Source organism: Streptomyces daghestanicus (assembly GCF_020521275.1).
In the GTDB taxonomy this organism is placed as follows: Bacteria; Actinomycetota; Actinomycetes; order Streptomycetales; family Streptomycetaceae; genus Streptomyces; species Streptomyces griseoviridis.
This window is the reverse complement of sequence record NZ_BNDX01000011.1, coordinates 158,668-178,690: the sequence shown is the minus strand read 5'-3', so window position 1 is coordinate 178,690 and position 20,023 is coordinate 158,668. Positions and strand designations below refer to the sequence as shown.

Annotated in this window: 16 protein-coding genes, 1 tRNA gene and 3 pseudogenes; 9 read left to right on the top strand and 11 right to left on the bottom strand. The window is 70.3% G+C overall.

Going from position 1 to position 20,023, the window contains the following annotated elements:
* Positions 1-72: 72 nt before the first annotated feature.
* Genes Sdagh_RS23140 through Sdagh_RS23125 form a run of 4 tightly spaced genes read right to left on the bottom strand, consistent with a single transcriptional unit; the run spans position 73 to position 4,643 of the window.
* Positions 73-1,434 carry a GH1 family beta-glucosidase gene (locus Sdagh_RS23140; protein WP_189418478.1) on the bottom strand — a complete coding sequence of 454 codons (1,362 nt, stop codon included), beginning with the start codon at positions 1,432-1,434 and terminating at the stop codon, positions 73-75.
* A 29-nt stretch (positions 1,435-1,463) separates the two neighbouring features.
* The gene (locus Sdagh_RS23135; RefSeq protein ID WP_190077196.1) at positions 1,464-2,303 is read right to left on the bottom strand and encodes a carbohydrate ABC transporter permease; all 840 of its coding nucleotides are present in this window, start codon (positions 2,301-2,303) and stop codon (positions 1,464-1,466) included.
* A 13-nt stretch (positions 2,304-2,316) separates the two neighbouring features.
* Positions 2,317-3,321 carry a carbohydrate ABC transporter permease gene (locus Sdagh_RS23130; protein ID WP_226535594.1) on the bottom strand — a complete coding sequence of 335 codons (1,005 nt, stop codon included), beginning with the start codon at positions 3,319-3,321 and terminating at the stop codon, positions 2,317-2,319.
* 5 nt (positions 3,322-3,326) lie between these two features.
* Complete coding sequence (locus tag Sdagh_RS23125; protein ID WP_190077124.1) at positions 3,327-4,643, bottom strand: ABC transporter substrate-binding protein; 1,317 nt, start codon at positions 4,641-4,643, stop codon at positions 3,327-3,329.
* Between the two features lie 316 nt (positions 4,644-4,959).
* Here Sdagh_RS23125 and Sdagh_RS23120 point away from each other — a divergent pair, with 316 nt between their 5' ends.
* The gene (locus Sdagh_RS23120; RefSeq protein WP_190077125.1) at positions 4,960-6,771 is read left to right on the top strand and encodes a pectate lyase-like domain-containing protein; all 1,812 of its coding nucleotides are present in this window, start codon (positions 4,960-4,962) and stop codon (positions 6,769-6,771) included.
* A 237-nt stretch (positions 6,772-7,008) separates the two neighbouring features.
* On the opposite strand, the gene Sdagh_RS23115 is transcribed toward Sdagh_RS23120, so the two are convergent.
* Positions 7,009-7,749 (bottom strand): class I SAM-dependent methyltransferase, encoded by a 741-nt coding sequence (locus Sdagh_RS23115; protein WP_190077126.1) that lies wholly within the window; start codon positions 7,747-7,749, stop codon positions 7,009-7,011.
* A 148-nt stretch (positions 7,750-7,897) separates the two neighbouring features.
* Between Sdagh_RS23115 and Sdagh_RS23110 the strand changes: the two are divergent.
* Positions 7,898-8,382 (top strand): annotated as a pseudogene (locus Sdagh_RS23110) (pyridoxamine 5'-phosphate oxidase family protein).
* A 228-nt stretch (positions 8,383-8,610) separates the two neighbouring features.
* Here the strand turns inward: Sdagh_RS23110 and Sdagh_RS23105 are convergent.
* From Sdagh_RS23105 to Sdagh_RS23095, 3 genes are read right to left on the bottom strand one after another with little or no spacing between them, the layout of a single operon-like run.
* Positions 8,611-9,459 (bottom strand): helix-turn-helix domain-containing protein, encoded by an 849-nt coding sequence (locus Sdagh_RS23105; RefSeq protein WP_190077127.1) that lies wholly within the window; start codon positions 9,457-9,459, stop codon positions 8,611-8,613.
* Between the two features lie 14 nt (positions 9,460-9,473).
* On the bottom strand, positions 9,474-9,989 hold the full coding sequence (locus Sdagh_RS23100; RefSeq protein ID WP_190077128.1) for a DUF6879 family protein: 516 nt from the start codon (positions 9,987-9,989) through the stop codon (positions 9,474-9,476).
* On the bottom strand, positions 9,961-10,215 hold the full coding sequence (locus Sdagh_RS23095) for a hypothetical protein (protein WP_190077129.1): 255 nt from the start codon (positions 10,213-10,215) through the stop codon (positions 9,961-9,963). Before Sdagh_RS23095 ends, Sdagh_RS23100 begins: the two co-directional genes overlap by 29 nt.
* 653 nt (positions 10,216-10,868) lie before the next feature.
* Between Sdagh_RS23095 and Sdagh_RS23090 the strand changes: the two genes are divergently transcribed.
* On the top strand, positions 10,869-11,093 hold the full coding sequence (locus Sdagh_RS23090) for a DUF397 domain-containing protein (RefSeq protein WP_190077130.1): 225 nt from the start codon (positions 10,869-10,871) through the stop codon (positions 11,091-11,093).
* 85 nt (positions 11,094-11,178) lie between these two features.
* The gene (locus tag Sdagh_RS23085) at positions 11,179-11,664 is read left to right on the top strand and encodes a hypothetical protein (RefSeq protein ID WP_190077131.1); all 486 of its coding nucleotides are present in this window, start codon (positions 11,179-11,181) and stop codon (positions 11,662-11,664) included.
* A gap of 637 nt (positions 11,665-12,301) precedes the next feature.
* Here Sdagh_RS23085 and Sdagh_RS23080 read toward each other — a convergent pair.
* Complete coding sequence (locus tag Sdagh_RS23080; protein WP_226535592.1) at positions 12,302-12,475, bottom strand: hypothetical protein; 174 nt, start codon at positions 12,473-12,475, stop codon at positions 12,302-12,304.
* A gap of 57 nt (positions 12,476-12,532) precedes the next feature.
* Here Sdagh_RS23080 and Sdagh_RS23075 point away from each other — a divergent pair, with 57 nt between their 5' ends.
* A complete protein-coding gene (locus Sdagh_RS23075) occupies positions 12,533-12,847 on the top strand; it encodes a site-specific integrase (RefSeq protein WP_190077132.1) in 315 nt (104 codons plus the stop codon).
* Positions 12,848-12,935: 88 nt separating this feature from the next.
* Here the strand turns inward: Sdagh_RS23075 and Sdagh_RS23070 are convergent.
* Positions 12,936-13,023, bottom strand: a tRNA-Leu gene (locus tag Sdagh_RS23070).
* A 394-nt stretch (positions 13,024-13,417) separates the two neighbouring features.
* Here Sdagh_RS23070 and Sdagh_RS23065 point away from each other — a divergent pair.
* Positions 13,418-13,852: pseudogene (locus Sdagh_RS23065) on the top strand (hypothetical protein); the annotation flags it as partial.
* Between the two features lie 107 nt (positions 13,853-13,959).
* Here Sdagh_RS23065 and Sdagh_RS23060 read toward each other — a convergent pair.
* Positions 13,960-14,716, bottom strand: a pseudogene (locus Sdagh_RS23060) (ATP-grasp domain-containing protein); the annotation flags it as partial.
* 182 nt (positions 14,717-14,898) lie between these two features.
* Between Sdagh_RS23060 and Sdagh_RS23055 the strand changes: the two are divergent.
* The 3 genes from Sdagh_RS23055 to Sdagh_RS23045 are packed head-to-tail and all read left to right on the top strand — an operon-like array spanning position 14,899 to position 19,980.
* A complete protein-coding gene (locus tag Sdagh_RS23055) occupies positions 14,899-16,587 on the top strand; it encodes a thiamine pyrophosphate-binding protein (RefSeq protein WP_189418408.1) in 1,689 nt (562 codons plus the stop codon).
* 11 nt (positions 16,588-16,598) lie between these two features.
* Complete coding sequence (gene frc, locus Sdagh_RS23050; RefSeq protein WP_190010477.1) at positions 16,599-17,831, top strand: formyl-CoA transferase; 1,233 nt, start codon at positions 16,599-16,601, stop codon at positions 17,829-17,831.
* Between the two features lies 1 nt (position 17,832).
* Positions 17,833-19,980, top strand: coding sequence for an acetate--CoA ligase family protein (locus tag Sdagh_RS23045; protein ID WP_190077133.1), 2,148 nt, complete (start codon positions 17,833-17,835; stop codon positions 19,978-19,980).
* Positions 19,981-20,023 lie beyond the last annotated feature (43 nt).

Sequence of the window (20,023 nt, the reverse complement as noted above, 5' to 3'; positions counted from 1 at the left end):
GGGAGCTGCGGGAGACCGCCGGGCGCGGACTTCCGTGTCCGCGCCCCCGGCCCCCGGATCACCGGGCCACGGTCAGGCGGCCTTCCGCCCCCTCCCCCGTCCGTGCTCCGCGATGATGTCCGCGTACCGCCGGCCGCTGCCCTTGATGGTGCGCACCTGCGTCTCGTAGTCCACGTGGACCAGGCCGAAGCGCTTGTCGTAGCCGTAGGCCCACTCGAAGTTGTCCAGCAGGGACCAGGCGAAGTAGCCGGCCAGCGGGGCGCCCTTGCGGGCGGCGGCGGCGCAGGCGGCCAGGTGGGAGACCAGGTAGTCGGTGCGCTCGGGGTCCTCGACCGTGCCGTCGGGGCGGACCGTGTCGGGGAAGGCCGAGCCGTTCTCCGTGACGTACAGGCGCCGGGCGCCGTAGTCGCGGGTGAGGCGGAGCAGCAGGTCCTCGATGCCGCTCGCGTCGATCTCCCAGTCCATGCCGGTGCGCGGGACGCCGTCGCGGCGGACGGTGCGGACGTACGGGGCGGGAGCGGCGGGGTCGGCGGCGACCGTCTGCGGGAAGTAGTAGTTCAGGCCGAGCCAGTCCAGCTCCGCGCCGATCACCTCCAGGTCGCCGGCGCGTTCGGGCAGGTCGACGCCGTACAGCTCGCGCATGTCGGCGGGGAAGCCGCGGCCGTGCACCGGGTCGAGCCACCAGCGGTTGGTGTGGCCGTCCATGCGGCGGGCGGCGGCGAGGTCCTCCTCGCGGTCGGAGGCGGGGTGGATCGTGGACAGGTTGTTGGTTATGCCGACCCGGGCGCCGGGCGACGCGGCCTTGACCGCCTGCATGCCGAGGCCGTGGGCGAGCAGCAGATGGTAGGAGGCGCGGACGGCCGCCGTCAGATCGGTCCAGCCGGGGGCCATCTTGCCCTCCAGGTGGCCGATCCAGGCCGAGCAGAGGGGCTCGTTGAGGGTGGCCCAGTGGGTGACGCGGTCGCCCAGCCGCTCCGCCACCACCGACGCGTACGCCGCGTAGTGCTCGGCCGTCGCGCGCTCGGGCCAGCCGCCCCGGTCCTGGAGGACCTGCGGGAGGTCCCAGTGGTAGAGGGTGACGGACGGGGTGATGCCCGCTTCGAGGAGGGCGTCGACCAGCTCGTCGTAGAAGGCCAGCCCCTTCGCGTTGACCGGGCCGTCGCCGCCGGGCAGGACCCGGGGCCAGGCGACCGACAGCCGGTAGGCGTTGGTGCCCAGGCGCCGCATCAGGGCGATGTCCTCGCGCCAGCGGTGGTAGTGGTCGCAGGCGATGTCGCCGTGGTCGTCGCCGTCGATCGTGCCGGGGGTGTGCGCGAAGGTGTCCCAGATCGACGGCGAGCGGCCGTCCTCCGCGACGGCTCCCTCGATCTGGTACGCCGAGGTGGCCGTGCCCCACAGGAAGTCGTCGGGAAGGGCGGCGAGGTCGATGGTCACGGGGGTCCTTTCGGTGGAGAGGGGCCGGGTCACTTGACGGCTCCGGCCGTCAGTCCGGCGACGAGATAGCGCTGGAGGAGCAGGAAGCCGGCGACCACGGGGACGCTCACCACGAGCGAGGCGGCCATGATCTGGTTCCAGTACACGTCGTTGAGGGTGGAGTAGCCCTGGAGGCCGACGGCGAGGGTGCGGGTGGTGTCGTTGGTCATCACCGACGCGAACAGCACTTCGCCCCACGCGGTCATGAACGCGTAGACGGCGACCGCGACGATGCCCGGGACCGCGGCCGGCACCACGACCCGGAACAGGGCACGCAGCGGACCGCAGCCGTCGACCAGCGCCGCCTCGTCCAGGTCGCGCGGCACGGAGTCGAAGTAGCCGATCAGCATCCAGATGGAGAAGGGCAGGGAGAAGGTGAGATAGGTGAGGATCAGGCCGCCGCGGGAGCCGAACAGGGCGATGCCGGTGGTGTTGCCGATGTTGACGTAGAGGAGGAAGAGGGGCAGGAGGAAGAGGATGCCGGGGAACATCTGCGTCGACAGGACGGTGACCGTGAAGACCCGCTTGCCGCGGAAGTCGTACCGGCTGACGGCGTACGCGGCGAAGACCGCGATGGCCACCGAGCAGACGGTCGCCGCACCCGCGACGACCAGGGAGTTCACGAAGTACCTGGCGAGCGGGACGGTGGACCAGATGTCGATGTACGGGCGGAGGGTCAGACCGCTGGGCAGCCAGTGGAAGCCGCTGGTCACGTCGGCGAGCGGCTTCAGCGAGCTGGAGACCATGACGTAGACCGGCAGCAGGACGAAGGCGGTCAGGAGCGTGAGGAAGACCCGCCGGGTCCACTGGAAGGAGCGGGGCGCGGCCATCGGGGAACGCGGGCTAGGCACGGGTACGGACCCTCCGTCCGCGGGAGGTGACCGCCAGGTAGACGCCGGTCACGACGAGCAGGAAGAGCAGCAGCAGGACCGACATCGCCGAGCCCCGGCCGAAGTTCCAGGTGGCGAAGGACTCCTGGTAGATGTGGACGGAGATGAGGTCGGCGGAGGCGGGGGCGCTCTTGCCGAAGAGGACGTACGGCGTGTTGAAGTCGTTGAACGTCCACAGGAACAGGACGAGGACGAGGACCTGGTTGACCGGCCGCAGCGACGGCAGGGTGATCCGGCGGATCTGCTGCCACACGCCGGCGCCGTCCAGGGCGGCGGCCTCGTACAGCTCCCGGGGGATGTTCTGGAGGCCGGCCATGACGATCAGGAAGGCGAACGGCCAGCCTTTCCACACGGAGACGGTGAGCAGCGCGACGAACGCGTTGTCGCCGATCAGCCAGAAGGAGGGCTTGTCGGTGAGGCCGAGCTGGTCGTGCAGGACGTGGTTCACCAGGCCGTTGTCGTGCTGGAACATGAACACCCAGGTGATGACGGCCGCGTAGACCGGCAGCGCGTACGGCACGAGGAACAGGGCGCGCAGCAGGCCCCGGCCCCGGAAGGTGTCCTGCATGCAGATCGCCGCCGCCGTGCCGAGGGCCCAGCAGAGCCCGACCGACAGCACGGTGAAGGCGACGGTGATCAGGAAGGAGTGCAGGAGGTCCGCGCCGACCGGGCCGTCGAAGTCGACGGCGACCGTGTAGTTGTCCAGGCCGGACCAGGGGGCGGCGCCCCAGTCGCGGATGAAGAACTGGGTCAGTTCCTTGAAGCTCATCACCGTGCCGATCACCATCGGCACCAGGTGGACGAGGAGTTCGAGCAGCAGGGCGGGGAGCAGGAGGAGGTACGGCAGTCCGACGCGGCGGACCCGGCCGGGGCGGCGGGCGGCGCCGGCCGCCGGACCGGCGGGCGGGCCGTCGTGCGGGGCCCGTCCGCCGGTCGCGCGGGCAACGGTGGCGGCCATGGCGCTCACGCCGCCGGCATCTGCGTCTGGGCCTTCTCCAGCGCGGCCCTGACGGACTGCGTGGTGACCGGGCGTCCGGCGGCGGCGTCGGCGAACAGCTCCTTGACCGCCGTACCGATCGCCGTCTCGAACTGGGACTCGGCGGGCACCTGCGGCACCGCGACCGCGCTCCTGGCGAGGGTCTCCTTGAGGACCTTGTTGTCCGGGGTGGCGAAGGCAGGGTCGGACTGGGCCGCCTCGACCGGCGGGATGGAGCTGTACGCCTTGTTGAGGATCTTCTGCTCCTCGTCGCCGGTCATGAACTTCACGAACTTCTTCGCGCCGGAGAGGTTGTCGGTGTTCTTGAAGACGGCGATGTTGATGCCGGTGACCAGGGAGTTGACCTGGGTGCCGGGGCCGGGCGCGCCCGACTGCACGGGCACGGGCGCGATGCCGTAGGCCCCCGGATCCATGCCCTGGGAGGTGAGGTTGGCGGCGGCGGACTGCCAGAGCAGCATCGCGTTCCGGCCCTTGGCGAAGTCGCTGACGGACTGGTTCTGGGCGTACTCGGCGTTGCCGGGCGCGATGACCTTGTCCTTCGCCATCAGATCGACGTACTGCTTGACCGCCGCGACGGCGTGCCCGTCGGTGAAGTCCGGACGGCCGTCGTCGGTGAAGAAGTCGACGCCGTGCTGGCGGGCGAAGACATAGGCGTGGTGGACGTTCTCGGAGAGGTTCGAGCCCTCCGCGCCCAGGGCCCCCTTGCCGTCCTGGGCCAGCTTCCTGCCCGCCGCGACCAGCTCGTCCCAGGTGGCCGGCGGCTTCGCTATGCCCGCGTCGGCGAACATCTGCTTGTTGTAGTACAGCGCGTACGCCATCGAGTACAGCGGCACGGCGGCCGGGTCCTCGCCCTGCTTGCCGGTGGAGGCGAGCGCGGCGTCGACGAAGCGGTCCTTGCCGCCGATCTCGTCGAAGGTCTTCGTGTCCCAGGGGAGCAGGGCGCCGGTGGCCTGGAGCGAGGCGCTCCAGGTGTTGCCGATGTTGAGGACGTCGGGGCCCTGGCCCGAGGTGGCGGCGGTGAGGATGCGGTTGAGCAGGTCGGACCAGGGCACGACCTCCAGCTTCACCTCGATGCCGGTCTCCTTCTCGAACTTCTCCAGCTCCGGCTTCAGGACCTTCTTGTCGGCCTCGACGCTGGCGCCCTGGTTGGACGCCCAGTACGTCAGGGTCTTCGGCGAGTCGTCGGACCCGCCGCCCGTCGCGGAACCGCCTCCGCAGGCCGAGGCGGCCAGGGCGAGAGACAGGGTGACGGCGCCTGCGGCCGCGGCTCGGATGCTGCGCATGGCTCTTGGTGTCCCTTCGAAGCGTGCCGGGGATCTGTCGGTCACGACTTAATTTAGGACGTGAGTTAAACCCTGGGAGAGGGGTCCGTCAAGGGTTTGCGCGGCTCTCGTCGAACTCCGTCCCACCCCTTGACGCCCGCGTTCGGATGGCAGAAGCATTCCTCGCCGAGAGAGCGCTCCCCCGTTCCCTCACGTTCACTTCCTGAACGGACCCGGACGACCGGTGCCCGCGACTCCCCTCGCGGGCACCGGCGTTCGCTTTCCGCACGGGTCCCCGCCGTTCGTCCCGGAACGTCCCCGACAGGAGAGCCGCCCCATGACTTCCCCCACCCCGTCCTCGTCCTCGTCCCTCCCCGGCCGGGCGCCCGGCCGCCGAGCCGTCCTCGGTGCCGTGGCCGCCGCCGCTGCCGCCGCGCCGCTGCTCCCGGGCCCCGCCTCCGCCGCGCCGGCGCCCCGCCGGAACCGGCCCCGGGCGGCCCTGCCCGGCGGCGGCGACCTCGGTCCGAACGTCATCGTCTTCGACCCGTCGACCCCGGGCATCCAGGCCCGGCTGGACGAGATCTTCCGGCAGCAGGAGTCGGCCCAGTTCGGCACCGGCCGCTACCAGCTCTTCTTCAAGCCGGGCACGTACCACGGCCTCAACGCGCAGATCGGCTTCTACACCTCCATCTCCGGTCTCGGCCTCTCCCCCGACGACACCACCATCAACGGCGACGTGACGGTCGACGCCGGCTGGTTCGGCGGCAACGCCACGCAGAACTTCTGGCGTTCGGCGGAGAACCTCGCCCTGGTCCCGGTGAACGGCACCAACCGGTGGGCCGTGTCACAGGCCGCGCCCTTCCGCCGCATGCACGTCCGCGGCGGCCTCAACCTCGCGCCGGCCGGCTACGGCTGGGCGAGCGGCGGCTACATCGCCGACAGCCGCATCGACGGCCAGGTCGGCCCGTACTCCCAGCAGCAGTGGTACACGCGGGACAGCGCGGTCGGCGGCTGGCTGAACGCGGTCTGGAACATGGTCTTCTCCGGCGTCGAGGGCGCCCCCGCGCAGAGCTTCCCGAACCCGCCGTACACCACCCTCGCCACCACCCCCGTCTCCCGCGAGAAGCCCTTCCTGTACGTCGACGGCGGCGGCGCCTACCGGGTGTTCCTGCCGGAGAAGCGCACCAACGCCCGCGGGGTCTCCTGGGGCAACGGCACCCCGCGCGGCACGTCACTGCCGCTCACCCAGTTCTACGTGGCCCGGCCCGGCGTCTCGGCGGCCACCCTCAACCAGGCGCTCTCCGAGGGCCTCCACCTGCTGCTCACGCCGGGCATCTACCACCTGGACCGGCCGATCCAGGTGGGCCGCGCCAATACCGTCGTCCTCGGCCTCGGGTACGCCACCCTCATCCCCGACAACGGCGTCACCGCGCTGCGGGTCGCCGACGTCGACGGCGTGCGCCTGGCCGGCTTCCTGATCGACGCCGGGCCGGTCAACTCCCCGGTCCTGCTGGAGGTCGGCCCGCAGGGCTCCTCCCGCGACCACTCCGCCAACCCCACCACCGTGCAGGACGTGTTCGTCCGCATCGGCGGCGCGGGCGCGGGCAAGGCCACCACCAGCATGGTGATCAACAGCCGGCACACCATCGTCGACCACACCTGGATCTGGCGCGCCGACCACGGCGAGGGCGTCGGCTGGGAGACCAACCGCGCCGACTACGGGCTGATCGTCAACGGCTCCGACGTCCTGATCACCGGCCTGTTCGTCGAGCACTTCAACAAGTACGACGTCCAGTGGAACGGCCAGCGCGGCCGGACGATCTTCTTCCAGAACGAGAAGGCCTACGACGCCCCCAACCAGGCCGCGATCCAGAACGGCTCGGTCAAGGGGTACGCCGCCTACAAGGTCGGGGACGCCGTCACCGAGCACGAGGGCTGGGGACTGGGCAGCTACTGCTACTACAACGTGGACCCGACGATCATCCAGCACCACGGCTTCGCCGCCCCGAACCGCCCCGGCGTCCGCTTCCACGGCCTCCTCGTCGTCTCCCTCGGCGGCAACGGGCAGTACGAACGCGTCATCAACGACACCGGGGCACCGACGTCCGGGACCTCGACCGTGCCGTCCACGGTGGTGTCGTACCCCTGATCCATGGGCGCGGCGGCGCCTTCCCGAGCCGTGGCGCGGCGGGCTTCGAAGATCGTGATTCGGACAACTTCGCCACGGAAGCCGCTCGGCGCACCCGCGCCGCCGCCGCCTGCCGTAAGCTCGGCAGGGTGAGTTGAGAGCTCCCGCCCGGTCTGTTCCCCCGTCGGACCGGGCGGGTTTCTGTTTTCCCGGGTCGTGTCCGGCGAGGGGACGCCCGCGCGACTCGGGCGGCGGGGCTCACGGTTTGTGGGTCACCCAGAGCAGCTCCGCCGGCCAGCGGTGCGCCCAGTCGGGCGGGTCGGTCTCGTTGTAGCCGTTGGGTGTTCCGGGGCCGGGCCGCGGCTCGATGAGGTCGTCGATGACGAGACCCGCGCCGCGCAGGACCCTCACCCAGTCGCCGTAGGTGAGCTGGTAGCTGGTCGCGCCGTCGCCTTCGGCGATGGTGTGGTGGCCGAAGTAGTCCTGCCGCAGCGTCGTGGTCACGCGGGCGGCGGCTTCGTCGTAGCAGGCTTCGAACCAGGGGCTGGCGACGTTGAACACCAGTCGCCCGCCCCGGCCGAGGACGCGCGCGGCCTGCGGGACGGCCAGGTGCGGGGGCGCCCAGCTGAGCCCGCCGAAGTCGCAGAAGACCAGGTCGAAGCTGCCGTCGGCGAAGGGGAGGTGTTCGGCGGCGCCCTGAACCAGCGGGTAGCGGACCGCTCCCATCGCGCCGGCCGCCGCGGCGAGCTGGGCCTCGGACAGGTCGAGTCCGACCACGGCGGCGCCCTCGGCGGCGAGCGCCCTGGACCACTGTCCCGCCCCGCAGCCGAGTTCGAGGACGCGTTCGCCGGCGACGTCGCCCAGGGCGCGCAGGTGCGCGTCGGGGATGGAGTACATGCCCCACAGCCGGGGCGCGGCGCCGATCTGCGGGTCGTGCTCCTGCTGGTAGGCGCTGCTGATCCGGTTCCAGAGCCGCCGGTTGGCGGAGATGCTGTCCACGCGCCGACTCCACCACTGCCCGCCGGGAATGGTCAACACGATGCGGGGACCGGCCGTCCCGGGTCGGAGGCCGGGGAGTTCCTCGGCCGCCGCGCGCAGGTCCTTCGCCTCATGCGCGCGGTGCAGCTGCCGGTGGTGGTCGGCCCCCATGCGGGCCGATGGGACCGTCCGGCGCCGGGCGGCACAACGCAGGCGTGACACTCCGGAAATACTCGTCACCGAGAAGGACATGTGGGTGTCGACGGCGCATCCCGGCACGGGCCGCACCAGGTGACGCTGTGGTTCCGGTGGGACGGACGGGCGGCGTGGATGTGCACCGGTGCCGCTTCCGCGACCGCGCGGAACGTCCGCGTGGAGCCGCGCGTCCGCCTGGCGCTGCCGGACACCTTCGACGGGGTGCTCCTCCAGGGTGAGGCGGAATGCTTTCCGGACGAGGACGTGCCCGCGGCCGCGGCCGAGGCGTTCGCCGCCAGGTTCGGCGGGGACCCGCGCGCGGAGGAAGGTACCTGCCTGTGCCTGTGCGTGGTGCCGAAGAGTGTCCTCGCCTGGCGCGGCACACCGGAACCGCGCGGCAGGGTCGTCATGGGTGACGGGACGCGGCTGGGGCGGGGGACGGCCGCGTCACACCCGTAGAAACAGAAAGGCCCCAGATCGACTGGGGTCTCCGCTGGTGTCCGAGGGGGGACTTGAACTTGCTCTCGGGCACCAGCCTATTAGTTAGCTGACCTGCGGATACGCCCTCTCTGGGCCCCCTTCGGGGGTGTGGGGGTTGGTCACGCTCACCTGCTGTTTCTGCCCGTTCCTGGCCGCTGTTGGTCATGCGTTGGTCACGTGTCCAACCCGTTCACGGACGATCCTCACTCAGTCCAGCGATGCCAACGCACCAGCTATCAGAGAACGCGCCGCAGCTCCCCGTGCGGCCCCTTGCGCAAGCCGCTCAAAGGCTCGGGCGTACAGCTCGACCTGGCTGGGCTGTGTGAGGGTGGAAGCAGCATCCAGCGTGTCCGCGTGCACCCTGGTGTCATCGAAGATCGTGAAGGTAGCCATAGGCCACACAGTTCGTTGCTCAGAGAACGGCACGATGCCTACGGCGACGTTCTGAAGATCCATGACCTCGAGCAGGTGACCGAGCTGTGCCGCCATGGTCTCGGCACTGCACAGCCGGTACCGCAACACCGCCTCCTCCAAGACGAACGAGAACCGCCGAGCGCCGTTGCTCATCACCTGGTTACGCCTCATGCGGGCCGCGACCGCATCACTCACGTCGTCCGGCGTCCCCCGGAAGTCTGCGATGGAGGACAAGAGGGCAGTGGCGTAGCCGGGTGTCTGAAGGAACCCAGGGATCACGTCAGAAACGTAGACACGGAACATCTTTGTTTGTTCGTAGAGATCGCCTGTCGACTCTTGCAGGCGGCGGAGACCACTGCGCTGGAGTCGCTTCCACTGCACGTGAGCATCGGCGGACTGCCTGTTGGCAGCGATCAGGTCGGGGACCTGATCTTCAGCGGAACAAGCCCGGCACCAGGCTTTGATGTCCGAGTCAGCGGGAGGTGTCCGGGCGTTCTCGATCCTGGACGACTTCGACTCCGACCAACCACACCTGACGGCCAGCTCCCGCCCGCTGATCCCGGCATCCTTCCGAATCTCACGGAGGCGGCCGGCGAGGTGTTCGCGGGCCTTCTGGACGCTTGAAGAGGGATGCGGGGGCATGGAGCCGGCCTTCGTCAGATCCTGTACAGGTGGTGCGGGGTCGCTCGCTCCCAGACTGCTTCGAAGGCAGTGGAACACAGCTTCACGGTCTCCGGGTCCGCCGTGATTTCGTCCTCGACCACTACGCCGTCACCGGAGAAGTGATGCACCCGGAGCAGTGCGCCGTCAAACAGCCAGAAGTCATTCCCCGGCAGAGCGATGTCTGTGGCCCGTCGCCGTGGCAGCCAGCGCACCTCCTCACCCGCTGTGACGTTGGCATGGGTGACGTGGTGCTCCCAGCGGATGTACTCCGATACGGGCTCGGATACGACCCGAGCCCGGCGGACGGATACACCTCGTGCCACCGTATCTGCGATCAACTGGTCGTAGGGATGCCACCAGGACTCGCGGTCCTCCCAGTTGATGCGCTCACCCCGCTTCCACGCCTCGAACCGGTCCGTCGGGGCGTAACAGTCGCGCAGCTCCAGATGGACGGCAGACCGGTCACACTGTCCAAGCAGCTCAGCGAAGCTGGGCACGCTCGACGGCATCACACGCCTCCATGATCATGGGGATCATCCGGGCCGGAATCCTGACGATCGCTTCACTCTCAGGCACCGGCCCGTTCGCGGGGCTGCTTGCCTCGCACTCCGCCTGAGTCTCGGTGCTCGGCTTCCACCCCTGCAACAAGATCTCCTGAGCTTCCTCGTCCGCCCATACGGTGGGGCAGTGGTCCCGGTCTGTGTCGGGGTCGATCCCAACAAACTCCACGGCCATATCTGGCTCCCTCGGCTAGGTGCTTGCTCGGGCTTGCATCAGCTTCGTTGAACTGCGGATACACCGTCAATACCGCTTCCTCACAGTCAAATTGGCGTGCAAGCTCATGCAAGTTCGTAGAGCCCCGGACGCGTCGACTCCTAGCGTCCTTTCATCGCGCCAGATGAGCCGGGGAGGAAGCAGTGTCACAGCAGCCGCAGGGCTACCACCTGGGCGAGCTACCGGCCGAGCCCTCCGCTGCGCCTGGCTGCTCGGACTGTCTGTCCCTCTCGGTCAGCAGAGAGAACGCCCGCTCCAGAGGCGACTACAGCGCCGTATCTGACGCGAACGTGGAGCTGCGTCAGCACCAGGAAAGGGCGCACTGAGTCATGAGCGGGAAGACCTACGCCCAGCTCGTGGCGGAGCGCCCCTTGATGACGCTTCGGGTATCGCATGACTCGGGTCAGACCTGGGGTTCCGAGCAGGCCGTATTTGCTACCGATGACCTCCCGCCTCTGATGACGAACGTGTGGCCCCCCTGCGAGTGCTGGCGCTGCACCGGCTCCGGGAAGCGCTCAAGGACCTGAAGCGTGCTCCATGCCCTTGAACTCCCGCCCGGCGTGGGCGGCGGCGGTCAGCCATGACCGCGATTAGTTGAGCAGGAAGGTGCAGTGATGCGGAACGGAACCGACCTGTACGCGCTCGACATCAGCGGGGCCTCGTTCGTGAAGGCGTGCGGTGGCCCCTGTCCGGAGGGGTGCGTGACCCTGGCCCAGATCGGTGACGGCGTCTGGGCGCTCGGTGACAGCAAGCGGCCGGACGCGCAGCCGCTGCGGTTCACCACGGAGGAGCTGGACGCGGCCGGTATCGACCCGGCGCGCTTCGGCCTGAACGTCTAATCCTCCCCTCTGCCGTCAGCCGGGCCGGGTCCATCCCTCGTCCCTGGGTCCGGCCCGGCTGACACCACTCGAACGGGAACGACTGGTGCACCACCACGGCTACCTATGGACCGGCCCGAAAGAGCGCTTCGACGATGAGGCTCTACGGCGTCCCCCACACCCTGAGCCTCCACCGGCTCCCGTGTCCGATGAAGACACGAAGGCAGAGCAGCTACTCAAGCGCTACCGGGAGGTGGTGGCCGAGTTCCCGACATCCGATCTGCCACCGATCGAAACGGCGTACTGGCTCATCAAGCCCCGTTCCTTAGTTCGTGGCACTTGGAATGAGGCCAAGGAAGCGGCAGCGTGGATCGGGGAGCGGCTGGCGGAGTATGCGCCCCGGTTCGCCTCCGAGCGTGACCGGGACACCACCAGCCTGGCCCAACTGGTCAACTCCATGGCCGAGCGGCTGAAGTCCGGCACAGATGTGTCACTGGGCTTCTACCTCGAACGCCCTTCCTACCTATCCCTGGCAGTTGTGACGTGCTCCCCGAACCGTACGATGCCTGAACTGGCCTGCCCTGTCAGGTAGTCGAAGCAACTGAGAAGCCCCGGCCTTGAGGCCGGGGCTCACTTTCGTTCGGTTAGAGCAGCGCGAGGAGCGGATTCGTACTACCGACGACTTCCGACCGCCTCGGTTCGGGCGCAGTCTCCGAGACCCTGTTCAACTCCGGGCGGTAAGCGTTCAGGCGCACGACCGTTGCGCGGTTTCGCTCACACTCCGCGCTTGCCGGCCGCACCTCTGCGTGACGGGAACTGTCCCTGTTCTGCTCACCCTCTGCGCTGGCCGGCTGCGGCACAGAGTCACCAGAACTGTCACCGCGGACCGTGAAAACGGTGGCCGGCCGACCGGTCTTCCCCGACCGTTCCACGGTCACGACGATTCCGGGCAGTTCCCTGACCTCTTCTGCGCTCGCTCCCACGTACGGGAGCACCTGAGAGGAAGTGGCCCGACCGCCGTGCATCTCGATCCGGGCCCGCACCTTGTCCTCAAGACTGAGCGGCTGCCGCTTCCCCTTCGGGGAGGTCGCTCCCTTGGTGATGCGCACTGCGTCCTGCACCGACCGACGAACCAAGCTGAATGCTGCCGACACCATCTCTTCCGTGATCGTCTCCGAGCACTCGGACGCTGCCAGACAGGCCGCAACCCTGAGCGTCTGCTCTGCCGTTCACTCGATGAAGACTGCCTGCCCTTCGGGCAGGGTCTCACCCAGGATGCGGGCGTACCGGCGAACCACCCGCCACAGCGGCCGGGCATCCTCCACAAGCGTGATCACCCGCCGGGCCGTCGCCCACCCGTAAGCGTCGGCCAGCTCCCGCCCGTCCACGTCGGGCAGGCTCACCCGGTCAGCATCCAAAAGCGAGCCCGTCTCGGCTGCGCCTGGGTGGATCATGACCTGGTGTTCGCTCGGGACGGCTTCAAGCTCTACCGGGGCGAGGCAGGCGGCCCGCAAGACCCGGAGAAGGTCTCTGCTCGGTGGCGCACCCTGCGGAACCGTCTGCACCTGCCGGAGGACTTCCGTATCCACGACTGGCGGCACAACAAGGTCACGAACGATCTGGAGGCCGGGGAGAACCCCGTAGAGGTCTCCGCCAACGTCCGGCACCACTCGCCGGGCTACACGATGGCCTGGTACGGGCACTCCCGTAAGGACGGAGCGCGCCGACTGGCCGCCTCCGGTGCTGGCCGACTCGGCCTGTCATCCCTAGTGTGACCTGGGAAGTCTCCAGGCTGTTGGTCACGTGGTCGGTCACGCCACAGCCGGAGAAACAGAAAAACCCCAGGTGAACTGGGGTTTCTGCTGGTGTCCGAGGGGGGACTTGAACCCCCACGCCCGATAAAGGGCACTAGCACCTCAAGCTAGCGCGTCTGCCATTCCGCCACCCGGACCAGGTGCCTGTCGCCCGCCAGGGTGTTCCCCCGCGGCGACATGGACAACCATACCAAGCTTTCGCAGTGCCTTTCACCTGCGTATCGGCGCCCTGGGCAGTGGCTGGGACGGGGTGTGACCGGTCGGTCACGGCATGAGCCGGTGGTCCGGGAAGTTGCCCGGCAGCCGCTCCCCCGCCGGTCCCCGGGCCACGGCCCGCACCGGCGGCTCCCCGCCGGCGAAGGCCTGCCGGCGGGCGTCCCGGAGCTTGCGGACGCGCGGACGCGGTCGTCGCGGAACGCCTCGGGACGACGGCGCGGCAGCGGCGGCAGGCGTCGGCCCGGGTGGTGCCGCTCTTGAGGGTGAGGGTGGGTGCCGTGCGCGGTCTCCGCTCTCGGTGCACGGTGGCGGGCGGGCGCGGGTGCGGTGATCGGCAGCGGCGGCGACCCGGTCGTCGGTACCGGCCACATCGACTGCCTCGCCGCCTTCCAGGACGACCCCGACACCGACCTGACCGCGCTGATCGGCGAGATCGGCGAGATCGGCGAGATCGGCGAGATCGGCGAGATCGGCGAGATCGGCGAGATCGGCGAGATCGGCGAGATCGGCGAGATCGGCGGCGACGCGGCGGAACGCGCCGCCGCCCACATCCGTGACCATGTCACCAAGCCGGTCGTCGGCTACATCGCCGGCTTCACCGCATCCGAGGGCCGCACCATGGGCCACGCGGGCGCCATCGTCTCCGGCTCGTCCGGTACGGCCGCAGCGACGAAGGCCGCCCTGGAAGCGGCCGGCGTCAGGGGCGGCGCGACCCCGGCCGAGACGGCCCGCCTGGTCCGGACGTACTGACCGGCGCCTGACCCCCGTCCGGGCGGGGGGCCGCGTGAGCCGGTAGGTGAGGGTGGCCGCCTTGGAGACCGGGCCGACGCGGCCGGGCTCGGCGATGCCGGCGGGGATGTCGACATGACCAGGCCGGCGCCGTGGCCGATGACGCCCACCCTCACCGTCCAGTTCCACGTAGGCGAGGCCCTTGGCGGCGGCTGCGGCCTCCAGCGGATCGGCGGGCGGGGACGCCCCGCTCCCCCACGGGGGTGCCGGAAGAGGGCGTTGTCGTCCAGGGTGACCTTGCCGTCGAGGGCGACGGTCCGGCCCTGGCGGTACGCACCAGCGGGTCCACCTCGACGAGCCGGGCGTCCTCGCGGACCAGCGCCTCCCCCAGCCGTACGAGGACGTCGGCGGTCTGCGGGGGCGGGCCGGCCGCTTCCGCCACCCGGGCCGCCTCCGGGTGGTCATCTTTTCGGCCGGTTCCACGGCGACCCGGGCACCGCCTCGGGGCGCCGGGCCGCGACCTCCTCGATCCCCGTGCCGCCCTCGGCGGGGGCGACGGCCACGAAGCCGTCCGCCGCCCGGTCCGGGGACGCAGGAGACGCGGGACTCGCTCTCCACGTCGACCGGTTCGGCGACCATGACCGCGGCGGCGGTGTGCCCCTTGACCTCCATGCCGAGGACGCGGCGGGCCGCGGCCGGGTCGGCGGTGCGCACGACCCCGCCCGCCTTGCCCCGTCCACCGGTCCTGACCTGCGACTTGACCACGGTTCGGCCGCCGGGGCGGCGGGCGGTGTCCCGGGCCCGCTCGGGCGAGTCGGTCACCTCGGCCCGGGAGACCGCGATGCCGTGCTCCGCGGAGAGTCGCCTTGCCCGGCGCTCGTACAGGCCCGTCTCGGCTCCCGTCTGCCGGTGCCGGGCCCACCGGGGCTCCGGTGACCGAAAGTGCCCCACTCCCCCTGGACACCACTCACGGGATGCGGGATAACGAGTTTCATACAGTATTCGTCGACTGTATGCAATGTACTGCGCGAGCGCCCCAACCCCTCATGGAAGGGACCTACTTCGCCATGCCCGAGGACACTCAGTCCCAGGACGTCATCTCCGGCGGTCACCTCGTGGCCAAGGCACTCAAGGCCGAGGGGGTCGACCGCATCTACACCCTCTGCGGCGGCCACATCATCGACATCTACGACGGCTGTGTGGACGAGGGCATCGAGGTGGTCGACGTCCGCCACGAGCAGGTCGCCGCGCACGCCGCCGACGGCTACGCCCGGATCACCGGCAGGCCCGGCTGCGCGGTGGTCACCGCGGGCCCCGGCACCACCGACGCCGTCACCGGTGTCGCCAACGCCTTCCGCGCCGAGTCACCGATGGTGCTGATCGGCGGCCAGGGCGCCCTGGCCCAGCACAAGATGGGGTCCCTCCAGGACCTGCCGCACGTCGACATGATGACGCCGATCACCAAGTTCGCGGCGACCGTGCCGTCCACGGCCCGCGCGGCGGACATGGTGTCGATGGCCTTCCGCGAGTGCTACCACGGCGCACCCGGCCCCTCCTTCCTGGAGATCCCGCGCGATGTACTCGACGCCAAGGTGCCCGTGGACAAGGCACGGGTGCCGAGGGCCGGCGCCTACCGGGCCTCGACCCGCTCGGCGGGCGACCCGGAGGCCGTCGAGCGCCTCGCCGACCTGCTGACGCACGCCGAGAAACCGGCCATCCTGCTGGGCGGCCAGGTGTGGACCACCCGCGGCACCGAGGCCGCCGTCGAGCTGGTGCGCGCACTGAACATCCCGGCGTACATGAACGGCGCCGGCCGCGGCACCCTGCCGCCGGGCGACCCGCACCACTTCCAGCTCTCCCGCCGCTACGCCTTCTCCGGCGCCGACGTCATCGTCGTGGTCGGCACCCCCTTCGACTTCCGCATGGGCTACGGCAAGCGGCTCTCGCCGGACGCGACCGTCGTACAGATCGACCTCGACTACCGCACCGTCGGCAAGAACCGCGACATCGACCTCGGCATCGTCGGGGACCCCGGACTGGTGCTCAAGGCGGTCGCCGAGGCGGCCTCCGGGCGGATCGACGGGGGCGCCGCCAGGCGCAAGGAGTGGCTGGACGAACTGCGGGCCGCCGAGCGGGCCGCACTCGACAAGCGGCTGCCGCAACTCCGCTCGGACGCCTCCCCCATCCATCCCTACCGGCTGGTCAGCGAGATCAACGACTTCCTCACCGAGGACTCGATCTACATCGGCGACGGCGGTGACATCGTCACCTTCTCCGGGCAGGTCGTGCAGCCCAAGTCCCCCGGCCACTGGATGGACCCGGGCCCCCTCGGCACCCTCGGCGTCGGTGTCCCCTTCGTGCTCGCCGCCAAGCAGGCGCGGCCCGACAAGGAGGTGGTCGCCCTCTTCGGTGACGGCGCCTTCTCGCTGACCGGCTGGGACTTCGAGACCCTCGTCCGCTACGACCTCCCCTTCGTCGGGATCGTCGGCAACAACTCCTCCATGAACCAGATCCGCTACGGCCAGAAGGCCAAGTACGGCGAGGCCCGCGAGCGGGTCGGCAACACCCTCGGCGACGTCCCCTACGACCAGTTCGCGCGGATGCTCGGCGGGCACGGCGAGGAGGTCCGCGACCCCGCCGACATCGGCCCCGCGCTGCTGCGGGCCCGCGAGTCCGGCAAGCCCTCCCTGATCAACGTCTGGGTCGACCCGGACGCGTACGCCCCCGGAACCATGAACCAGACCATGTACAAGTGAGGTGATCGCCCGTGACAGCGAAGGCTCTTGAGGGCATCCGCGTCCTGGACATGACGCACGTCCAGTCCGGCCCCTCCGCGACCCAGCTGCTCGCCTGGCTCGGCGCGGACGTCGTCAAACTGGAGGCACCGACCGGCGACATCACCCGCAGGCAGTTGCGGGACCTGCCGGACGTCGACTCCCTCTACTTCACGATGCTCAACTGCAACAAGCGGAGCATCACCCTCAACACCAAGACCGAGCGCGGCAAGGAGATCCTCACCGAGCTGATCCGGCGCTCGGACGTCATGGTCGAGAACTTCGGGCCGGGCGCGGTGGACCGGATGGGGTTCGCCTGGGACCGGATCAAGGAGATCAATCCCCGGATCGTCTACGCCTCCATCAAGGGGTTCGGCGACGGCCCCTACACCGGCTTCAAGGCGTACGAGGTCGTCGCGCAGGCCATGGGCGGATCGATGTCCACCACCGGGTTCGAGGACGGGCCGCCGCTGGCGACGGGGGCCCAGATCGGGGACTCGGGCACGGGCGTCCACGCCGTGGCGGGCATCCTCGCGGCGCTGTACCAGCGGGAGCGCACCGGCCGCGGGCAGCGGGTGAACGTGGCCATGCAGCACGCGGTGCTCAACCTCTGCCGGGTGAAGCTGCGCGACCAGCAGCGCCTGACCCATGGTCCACTCGCCGAATATCCCAACGAGGACTTCAAAGACGAGGTTCCCCGCTCCGGCAACGCGTCCGGCGGCGGCCAGCCCGGCTGGGCCGTGAAGTGCGCGCCGGGCGGCCCGAACGACTACGTGTACGTCATCGTGCAGCCGGTCGGCTGGCAGCCGATCACCGAACTGATCGGCCGGCCGGAACTGGCCGACGACCCCGAGTGGGCGACCCCGGCGGCCCGGCTGCCGAAGCTGAACAAGATGTTCCAGCTGATCGAGGAGTGGTCCTCCACCCTGCCCAAGTGGGAGGTGCTGGAGCGGCTGAACGCGCACAACATCCCGTGCGGGCCGATCCTGTCCACCAAGGAGATCATCGAGGACCGGTCGCTGGCCGACAACGAGATGGTGGTCCGCGTCCCCCACCCCGAGCGCGGCGAGTTCGTCACCGTCGGCAGCCCGCTCAAGCTCTCCGACTCCCCCGTGGAGGTCAGCAGCTCCCCGCTGCTCGGCGAGCACAACGAAGAGGTCTACGTCGGCGAGCTGGGCCTCGGCGACGAGGAACTGCGCCTGCTGAAGTCGGACGGGGTGATCTGAGGTGAGGGCCGAGGACCGGACCGCGCGGGTGCGGGCGCTGCTGGACGCCGTGCGCGCCGAGGGGCGCACCGCGCTCACCGCGCCCGAGGGCAAGGTGGTCGCGGACGCGTACGGGATCGCCGTACCCGGCGAGGAACTGGCGACCGACGTGGACGGGGCGGTGGCCTGCGCGGCACGCTTCGCCGGCCCCGTCGTGATGAAGATCGTCTCGCCGGACATCCTGCACAAGACCGACGCGGGCGGTGTGGTCGTCGGCGTCGAGGGCGCCGCCGACGTCCGCGCCGCGTTCCACCGGATCGTGGAGAACGCCCGCGCGTACGACGCGGACGCCCGCATCCACGGCGTACAGGTGCAGGAACTGCTGCCGGAGGGCCAGGAGGTCATCGTCGGCGCGGTGACCGACCCGACGTTCGGGAAGGTGGTGGCGTTCGGGCTCGGCGGGGTGCTGGTGGAGGTCCTCGAGGACGTCACGTTCCGGCTGGCGCCGGTCGGCCCCGACGAGGCGCTGTCCATGCTGGACTCCATCCGGGCCGCCCCGGTGCTGCGCGGGGTGCGCGGGCAGGAGGGCGTGGACCGGTGGGCGGTGGCCGAGCAGATCCGCCGGGTCTCCGAACTGGTCGCGGACTTCCCCGAGATCGCCGAGGTGGACCTCAATCCGGTGATCGCCACGGCCCACGGCGCCGTCGCCGCCGACATCCGGGTGATCCTCTCCGAGGCGCCGGCGGAATCCCGCCGCCGTTACTCGCGCGAGGAGATCCTCGCCTCGACGCGCCGTCTGATGCAGCCGCGCTCGGTCGCCGTCATCGGCGCCTCCAACGAGCCCGGCAAGATCGGCAACTCGGTGATGCGCAACCTGGTCGACGGCGGTTTCGCCGGGGACATCCACCCGGTGAACCCCAGGGCCGACGACATCCTGGGCCGCAAGGCGTACAAGAGCGTGACGGACGTGCCCGGCGAGGTGGACGTCGCGGTCTTCGCGATCCCCGCGCGGTTCGTCGCCGCGGCCCTCACGGAGGTGGGACGCAAGGGCATACCCAACGCGGTCCTGATCCCCTCCGGTTTCGCCGAGACCGGCGAACACGCCCTCCAGGAGGAGATCGTCGCCATAGGAGAGCGGTACGGCGTCCGGCTGCTCGGCCCGAACATCTACGGCTACTACTCGACCTGGCAGGACCTGTGCGCCACGTTCTGCACGCCGTACGACGTCAAGGGCGGCGTCGCGCTGACCAGTCAGTCGGGCGGCATCGGGATGGCCATCCTGGGGTTCGCCCGCGCCACCAGGACGGGTGTGTCGGCGATCGTCGGGCTGGGCAACAAGTCGGACCTGGACGAGGACGACCTGCTCACCTGGTTCGGCGAGGACCCGCACACCCAGTGCATCGCGATGCACCTGGAGGACCTCAAGGACGGCCGGGCCTTCGTGGAGGCCGCGCGGGCGACCGTGCCGAAGAAGCCGGTCGTGGTGCTCAAGGCGGGCCGTACGGCGGCGGGCGCCAAGGCGGCCGGGTCGCACACCGGGGCGCTGGCCGGGGACGACGCGGTGTACGACGACATCCTGCGGCAGGCCGGGGTGATCCGGGCGCCGGGGCTGAACGACATGCTGGAGTACGCGCGCGCGTTGCCGGTGCTGCCCGCGCCGCGCGGCGACAACGTCGTCATCATCACCGGGGCCGGGGGCAGCGGGGTGCTGCTGTCGGACGCGGTGACGGACAACGGGCTGAAGCTGATGGAGATCCCGCCGGACCTGGACGCGGCCTTCCGCCGGTTCATCCCGCCGTTCGGCGCGGCCGGCAACCCGGTGGACATCACCGGCGGCGAGCCTCCGTCGACGTACGAGGCGACGATCCGGCTGGGCCTGGAGGACCCGCGCGTCCACGCGCTGGTCCTCGGCTACTGGCACACCATCGTCACGCCTCCCATGGTCTTCGCCGAACTCACCGCACGCGTGGTGGCCGAGTTCCGCGAGCGGGGCGTCGAGAAGCCCGTGGTGGCCTCCCTCGCGGGCGACGTGGAGGTCGAGGAGGCGTGCCAGTACCTCTTCGAGCGGGGGGTCGCGGCGTACCCGTACACGACCGAGAAGCCGGTGGCCGTGCTCGGCGCGAAGTACCGCTGGGCGCGGGCGGCGGGCGTGCTGGGGGGCGGTACATGAGCTGAGGCAGCGCGGGGCCGGCCGACGGTGCGCGTCGGCCGGC